This is a genomic window from Agromyces sp. NPDC055658, assembly GCF_053618155.1.
In genome coordinates this window covers 1-4,996 of record NZ_JBSHHD010000071.1, presented here as the reverse complement: position 1 = coordinate 4,996, position 4,996 = coordinate 1, and the positions used below count along the sequence as shown (strand labels likewise).

Annotated in this window: 5 protein-coding genes; 4 read left to right on the top strand and 1 reads right to left on the bottom strand. The window is 70.1% G+C overall.

Annotation, left to right across the window (positions count from 1 at the left end):
• Positions 1 to 623 (top strand): hypothetical protein (locus ACWGPE_RS18410; protein WP_452049228.1); only part of this gene is annotated, 623 nt, incomplete at its 5' end.
• Between the two features lie 46 nt (positions 624 to 669).
• Here the strand turns inward: ACWGPE_RS18410 and ACWGPE_RS18405 are convergent.
• Positions 670 to 1,869 carry a THUMP-like domain-containing protein gene (locus ACWGPE_RS18405; protein WP_452049227.1) on the bottom strand — a complete coding sequence of 400 codons (1,200 nt, stop codon included), beginning with the start codon at positions 1,867 to 1,869 and terminating at the stop codon, positions 670 to 672.
• 192 nt (positions 1,870 to 2,061) lie between these two features.
• Between ACWGPE_RS18405 and groES the strand changes: the two genes are divergently transcribed.
• From groES to ACWGPE_RS18390, 3 genes are all read left to right on the top strand, one after another.
• On the top strand, positions 2,062 to 2,358 hold the full coding sequence (gene groES / locus ACWGPE_RS18400; protein ID WP_022889766.1) for a co-chaperone GroES: 297 nt from the start codon (positions 2,062 to 2,064) through the stop codon (positions 2,356 to 2,358).
• A gap of 118 nt (positions 2,359 to 2,476) precedes the next feature.
• A complete protein-coding gene (gene rarD, locus ACWGPE_RS18395; protein WP_275505471.1) occupies positions 2,477 to 3,415 on the top strand; it encodes an EamA family transporter RarD in 939 nt (312 codons plus the stop codon).
• 245 nt (positions 3,416 to 3,660) lie between these two features.
• Positions 3,661 to 4,959 carry an ABC transporter substrate-binding protein gene (locus ACWGPE_RS18390; RefSeq protein ID WP_275505472.1) on the top strand — a complete coding sequence of 433 codons (1,299 nt, stop codon included), beginning with the start codon at positions 3,661 to 3,663 and terminating at the stop codon, positions 4,957 to 4,959.
• Positions 4,960 to 4,996 lie beyond the last annotated feature (37 nt).

The window sequence follows — 4,996 nt, the reverse complement described above, 5'->3', positions numbered from 1 at the left end:
GCGTCGAACCGGTCGTTCCGGCCGCCGGCGCCGAGCCGGTCGTCGCGGAAACCGACGCCCGGCCGGTCGTCCCGGCCGCCGGGGCCGAGCCGATTGTCGCGGCCGCATCGCTCGCGCAGACTGAGGCGGCGCCCTCGAACGAGCGGGCCGAGCCGGCGCTCGCCGTCGACCGGGCCGACCCGGTCGACCCGCTCGCTCCGTACCGCCCCGCGGAACCGACATTCCGGGCCGACCCCGTGATCCGGGAGGCGGACGCCCGCGAGTTCGAGGTTCCCGTCGACACCGGCCAGCTGCGCCGCATCTCGACCGGCCAGCTGCTCATCGTGCATCGGGCCGGCTACGACACCGCCGAGTCCATCGAGATCGAAGAGGAGCAGCAGCGCCGGGCCTACAGCTGGGTGGCCGCCGTCACGGGTGTGATCGGCGCGGCGGCGTCGCTCTTCGTGGGCTGGATGCTGCCGCTCTCGATCGCCGCGATCGTCTTCGGCGTGCTGGGCCTGCGCCGTGAGGAGCACGGGCGCGCGCTCGCCTTCGTGGGCATCGGCACCGGGCTCGCCGGGCTCGTCTTCTCCGCGGTCTGGATCGGCTACTACGCGATCGTCTTCGGCGCCCTGCCGGTCTGAGCGTCGCGGCGGGTGTCGAGACCCGTCCTCCTGCGCGGGGCGCGCCTCAGACGGCGGGTTCGAGCCGTTCGACGAGCAGCGCGACGTGCCGGCCCTGCTCGCGGGTGAGCACGATCGTCGCCCGTTCCGTTCCGCGCAGCTTCAACCGCGTGCGCAGCGTCGCCGGATCGACGTCGACACCGCGCTTCTTGATCTCGACGGTGCCGACGCCGCGCGACTGCAGCGCCTGGCGCAGGCCCCGCTCGTCGGCCGGCAGCCGTTCGATCACGCGGAAGCCCCTGGCGAACGGAGAGTCGAACGCCGTGTCGGCCGTGAGGTACGCGATGCCCGGGCTCAGCATCCAGGCGCCGTGCTCGCGCGCGAGATCGCCGATGAGCCGTGCGCGGATGACCGCACCGTCGGGTTCGTAGAGATAGTCGCCGAGCGGGCCGTCGGGGGCGTCCTCGCTGTCGGCCGCGGCGGCGAGTTCGTGTGCGGCATCGCCGCGGATGACGAGCGCAGATCGCCCGACGCCCGGTCGGGCGAGTACGCCGAGCCAGACGGCGAGCTCGACGACGTCGCCGTCGACCGAGACCCACTGCGCCTCGGCACCGGCGGGGATCACCTCGCGATCGGTGCCCGGGCCCAGCTTCACGCCGACGGGCATCCGCTCGGCGAGCCCGAAGGCGAAGTCCAGGCTCGGCGAGTACGCCGAGGCATCCGCGATGCGGGTCGTGGTGCCGCCCGCCGTGGTGCGCCGCGCCGGATCGAGCCAGGCGCCGTCGATGCCGCCCAGCGCGACGTCCTCGGCACGAGCGTGGAGGACGCGCGCCTGGGGGAACGGGGTGAGGTTGTAGGCGGCGATCGCCGCGGTGACCTCGTCGGCCTCGGCCGCGGTGACCTCGAGGTCGATCGCGGCCATGGCCAAAGCGTCGCCGCCGATGCCGCAGCCGAGGTCGGCGACGTGGCGGACGCCCGCGCGCGAGAAGCGACCAGCGTGGAGGGCGGCGACCTGGAGCCGGGTGGCCTGCTCGAGGCCGGGCTCGGTGAACAGCATGCGCGCGGCGAACGGGCCGAACTTCGCGGCAGCCTTCGCGCGCAGCTTCGACTGGCTGAGCACGGCCGCGACGAGGCCGGCGGCGTAGCCCCTCCGGCGCAGCTCGGCCACGGTCTTCACGATGTCGGCCTTCGAGTCCCACTCGGGCAGCTCGTCGAGCAGGCGCAGGCCTTCGGGGGAGAGGAGTTCGACGAGGTCGGAGCGTTCCACCCGGCAACGCTAGCACCGGACGAGCGGCCCGCACGGCCGCGTCGGTCGCTCGTGTTCGCCGCGCGTGAACGGCGCTGGCACTCACGTTGCACGAGTGCCAGAACGCGCCTAGACTCGGCTTAGCACTCTCGCTCCGAGGCTGCTAACCAGTCTTTCGTCAAAAGACGGCATTCGTCTAGAAAAGGGGTAACCGTGTCGGTTTCCATCAAGCCGCTCGAGGATCGCATCGTCATCAAGCAGGTCGAGGCCGAGCAGACCACCGCGTCGGGTCTCGTCATCCCCGACACTGCGAAGGAGAAGCCGCAGGAGGGCGAGGTCGTCGCCGTCGGTCCCGGTCGCATCGACGACAACGGCAACCGCGTTCCGCTCGACGTCGCGGTCGGCGACAAGGTCATCTACTCGAAGTACGGCGGCACCGAGGTCAAGTTCGGTGGCGAGGACTTCCTCGTGCTCTCGGCCCGCGACGTGCTCGCGGTCGTCGTTCGCTGAGCGACCCGAAACCTTCACGATCGGCCCGGATGCCTCGGTATCCGGGCCGTTCGGCGTTCCTGGGGCCCGAAGGGTGCCCCGAAACGGCGGTGTCGCCCGCCGGGCGTAGGCTGGATCGGTGAATTCCCGCTCAGCCCACGCCGATCACGGCGCGATCAGCCGAGCGGGTCTCGGCTACGCGATCTCCGCGTACCTGCTCTGGGGCGTGCTCCCCATCTACTTCATCGCGCTCGCACCCACCGGGTCGGTCGAGATCGTCGCGTGGCGCATCCTGCTCTCGCTCGTCTTCTGCGCCCTGCTGATCACCGTCACCCGCGGATGGTCGAAGTTCGTCGCGCTCCTGCGCAACCGCCGGGTGCTCTTCACGATGGCCGCGGCGGGCGCCCTGATCTTCGTCAACTGGGAGACGTACGTCTACGCGGCGGTGAACGAGCAGGTCGTCGAGGCATCCCTCGGGTACTTCATCAACCCGATCGTGACGATCTTCCTCGGGGTGCTCGTGCTGCGCGAGCGCCTCAACCCGACGCAGTGGGTGGCCGTCGGCATCTCGATCGTCGCGGTCGTCGTGCTCGCGGTCGGGCACGGGCAGTTCCCCTGGATCGCGCTGCTGCTCGCGTTCTCGTTCGGGTTCTACGGGCTCATCAAGAAGCGCGTCGGCCCCAGGGTCGACGCCGTGTCGGGCCTCACGCTCGAGACGCTCTGGCTCGCGCCCGTCGCTGCCGCGCAGCTGTGGTGGATCGCCGCGACCGAAGGTCTCACGATGGGCACCGAGGGGGCTTGGCACGCGGTGCTGCTCTCGCTCGCCGGCGTCGTCACGGCGGTGCCGCTGCTGCTGTTCGCCGCGGCATCGCGGCGGCTGCCGCTCATCTACATGGGGTTCATCCAGTACTTCGCGCCGTTCATCCAGTTCATCGTCGGCGTCGCGGTGCTCGGCGAGCCGATGCCGCCCGAGCGGTGGATCGGGTTCGCCCTCGTCTGGGTCGCGCTCGCCGTGCTCACCGTCGACCTCGTGCGTCGCGGCCGTGCGGCGCGACGGATCGTCGCCGAGCCCGTCTGACGGACTTCGGCGGACCTTCGGCGGCCGGAGTCCCGAACGGCGGAATCCGCAGCGGATGACACCGCATGACGCGGATTCCGTGCGTCGGAGGCCGCGCAGGTGTCGACCCGGTAACGATCCGGCCGGTGTTACCGGGTTGTGACCGCGGTGACTTGTTTCCGCGGTGGGCCCGCAATACTGTCAATCAACGGCGTCAGGACTGACGCTTGATTGTGTAACGAATTCCTTCAGTCCCAAGGAGCAACATGAGCGTCTTCGCGAAGGCTTCGGCCAAGCGTTCTGCGCGCGCAGCCTGGACGGGTCTCGCCATCGTCGGCGTCAGCACCCTCCTGCTCACCGCGTGCACCTCAGGCGGGTCACCGTCGTCGACCGAGAGCGAGAAGCCCGCCGACACCGGCGATGCCCAGCCGATCGAGGCCGGCGAGCGCGACCTGACCCTGAAGGTCGGCCAGCTCGCACCGCAGAGCGGCACGCTCGCGGTGCTCGGCCCGCCCCAGATCGCGGCTGCCCAGCTCGCGGTCAACGACATCAACGCCGCCGACCTCGGCATCAACATCGAGCTGACCCTCCGCGACGAGGGCGACAGCACGGTCGACGTCGCGACGGGTTCGGTCACCGACCTGCTCTCGGGCGGCGTCTCGGCCATCTCGGGCGCTGCGGCGTCGGCGACGACCCGCAACATCTACGAGCAGGTCACGAGCGCGGGCGTCGTGCTCATGTCGCCGTCGAACACGGGTCTCGACCTGTCGACCATCGACGACAACGGGCTCTACTGGCGCACCGCTCCCTCCGACCTGCTGCAGGGCGAGGTGCTCGGCAACCTGGCCGCCGAAGACGGCAACTCGACGCTCGGCATCATCTACCAGAACGATGCCTACGGCACGGGCTTCGCCGAGGCGACGAAGAACGCGTTCGAGGGTGCCGGCGGCGAGGTCGTGGCGGAGTCGTCGTTCAACACGGGCGACACGAACTTCTCGACCCAGATCGGCGACGTGACGGCGCAGAACCCCGACGCGATCGTGATCATCTCGTTCAACGAGGCGAAGGTCATCATCCCCGACCTCGTCGGCGGCGGCTTCCCCGGTGACAAGATCTACCTCACCGACGGCAACCGTCTCGACTACAGCGCGGACTTCGCTCCCGGCCTCATCGCCGGCTCGAAGGCGACCACGCCCGGTCTCGACCTCGCTTCGCTCGGCGACTTCACCGAGCGCCTGAAGGAGATCGACCCGAGCCTGACCGACTTCACCTACGCGGCGGAGTCGTACGACAACATCGTGCTGTTCGCGCTCGCGGCCTACGCGGCCAACGACACGAGCGGCCAGTCGATCGCCGACTACCTGACGCAGATCTCCGGCACGACCGGCGGCGGCGAGAAGGTGACCGACTTCGAGTCGGCGGCCAAGCTCCTCGCCGAGGGCGAGCAGATCGACTACGACGGTCTGTCGGGCCCGATCACGTTCGACGAGAACGGCGACCCCACGGGCGCCACGATCGGCATCTACGAGTACAACGACCAGAACGTCTCCGAGCGCGTCAACTAAGCGTTCAGCGACATTCGGAACGGCCCCGGCGCATCGC